The sequence below is a fragment of the Streptomyces sp. MnatMP-M17 genome, assembly GCF_900091995.1.
Lineage (GTDB): Bacteria > Actinomycetota > Actinomycetes > Streptomycetales > Streptomycetaceae > Streptomyces.
This window is the reverse complement of record NZ_FMDK01001220.1, coordinates 1-2,250: the sequence shown is the minus strand read 5'-3', so window position 1 is coordinate 2,250 and position 2,250 is coordinate 1. Positions and strand designations below refer to the sequence as shown.

Here is a 2,250-nt window from a genome sequence, read left to right as displayed (position 1 = left end):
GGCCGGGCGCTGGTCGCGCGCCCGGCCGGCCGGTGGGGCGCTCGGCGGGCGCTCCAGGGTTTTCTGGGTCACCGTCAGGTCACCTTCACTGACTTCGTGGTGGCGGCGCCGTTGGCGTATCCGGCGCGCTTGGCGGTGACCGTGACCGTCAGCTTGTGGTTCTTGTCGGCCTTGACCGTCGTGTACGTGGACTTGGTGGCGCGGCTGATCGCCTTGCCGTCCCGCTTCCACACATAGCTGTACGACGTGGCGGCGGGCGTCCAGGTGCCGGCCTTGGCGGTGAGCTTCTTGCCGACCTTGGCCGTGCCGCTGATGGCCGGTGCCGTCTTCACCTTGAGCGCGAGGCCGGTGGCGACGGTGACGGACGGGCTGGTGACCGTGGTGGTGCCACCGCTGTTGACGCCGCTGGGCCGGCAGGCGACCTTGTGCGTACGGTCGGTGGAGTCCAGCGTGCGGGTCGAGGCGGTCGCGCCGGTGATCACCTTGCCGTCGCGCAGCCACTGGTAACGCACGGTGGTGGCGCCGCTGAACTTCACGGAGCAGGTGACCTTGGAGCCGACGCGGGCCGCGCCGGTGACCTTCGGCGCGGTGGTGACCGAGGGCGCGCGGAGCTTGACGGTGAGCGCGACCGCGGCGGAGGTCGAGCCGGTGTGGTCCGCCGGATTCGCGGGCGTGAACTGCGCCTTCAACGAGTGGGCGCCGACCGCGAGAGTGGTGGTGGAGAGGGACGCCGTCCCGTTCGAGACGGTGACGGGCGAGCCGTACGGAGTGGTCCCGTCGAGGAACCGCACAGTGCCGGGCGCCGTGGCGGGCGTGATCTTCGCGGTGAGCTTGACCTCGGTGCCCTGGGTGACGGAGCCGGCCGGTGACACGGTGAGGGCCGCCGTCGTCGGCTGCGCCGGAGCGGTGCTCTGGTACGCCGTGTTCGAGGTGAACCAGATGGAGCCCTTGAAGTCACCGTACGTCGTACTCCCGAAGGCCTTGCGGCAGGTGACCGTGAACTCGTAGCGGCCCTCAAGCGTCTTGAAGCCCGCCGTGTTGGCGTAGTCCCGCATGGTCTCGGTCAGCGGCACCTCGAACCCATCACCCACGACCGGATAGATGCTGATGTCCGAGTTGCCCACCACGTTCTGGCCCTCGGCCGGGAAGCCCGCACCGGTCACCGAGACGAGGATGTGGTCCGCGGGCTCGGGGCAGGTGCCCGAGGTCCTCAGATTCACGCCCGAGGTGTCGGTGCCGGTGGCCGGCGACGGCGTGAGCGTGCCCAGGGTGTCGGCCTGCGCTACGGGCGCGCCGAGCAGCACGAGCCCGCTGAGGACACCGACGGCGCCGGTGAGCAGCGCGGCGAGCGCCTTACGGGCCGTCATCGGTTGCCGCCGTTCGCGAAAGTGAGCAGTCCGCGGCGGCGGGCCCAGAAGACGGCGGCGGTGCCGAGGCCGATCAGGGCCGCGGAGCCGACGCCGAGGAGTCCGGCCTGGGCACCGGTGCTGGCGAGGGCGCCGCCCGTACCGCCGGAGGCGACCTCGGTGGAGACATCGGTGGAGCCGCCGGAGGAACCGCCGTCGGAGGCGCCGCCGTCCGAGGAACCGCCGTCCGCGGTGCCCGGGTCACCGGTCTCGGTGGGCAGACCGGTGTCGGACGGCTCGACCGAGTCGCTCGGCGCCGGGTCGTCGGTGGGCTCGGTCGTGTCGCTCGGCTCCGTGCTGGGCTCGGTGCTCTGCGACGGACTGGGCGAGGTGCTCGTGGGCGGGTCCGAGGGCCCGGCCGGGTCGGTGTTCTGGTAGGCGGTGTTCGAGGTGAACCAGATGGAGCCGGTGAAGTCGCCGTACGTGGTCTCGCCGAAGGCCTTGCGGCAGGTGACGGTGAAGTCGTAACGGCCTTCCAGCGTCTTGAAGCCGGCGATGTTGGCATAGTCCCGCATGGTCTCGGTCAGCGGAATCTCGTATCCCGCGTCCGCGACCGGGTAGATGCCGACCTCCGAGTTGCCGACGACATTCTGGCCCTCGGCGGGGAAGCCCTTGCCCGCCACCTTGACGATCAGGTAGCCGGCCTCTTCCGGGCAGATGGCGGAGGTCGTCAGATTCACGCCCGAGGTGTCGGTGCCGGTGGCCGGGGTCACCTTGACGGTGCCCACCGGGTCGGCGGCCTGCGCGGCGGGCGCGCCGAGCAGCAGCGCACCGCCCGCGGCGGTCAGCAGAGTGGCGGCGCCGAGGGCGGCCGGCCTGGAGAAACGCTTGGTCAGCATGGAGG

At 71.4% G+C, this 2,250-nt stretch carries 1 protein-coding gene and 1 pseudogene; both read right to left on the bottom strand.

Annotation, left to right across the window (positions count from 1 at the left end; all coding sequences use genetic code 11):
- Positions 1–74 precede the first annotated feature (74 nt).
- Entirely contained in the window at positions 75–1,367 is a 1,293-nt protein-coding gene (locus GA0115259_RS37995) for an Ig-like domain-containing protein (protein WP_093605170.1), read from the bottom strand.
- A pseudogene (locus tag GA0115259_RS40955) lies at positions 1,364–2,250 on the bottom strand (hypothetical protein); the annotation flags it as partial. The pseudogene GA0115259_RS40955 and the gene GA0115259_RS37995, both read right to left, overlap by 4 nt.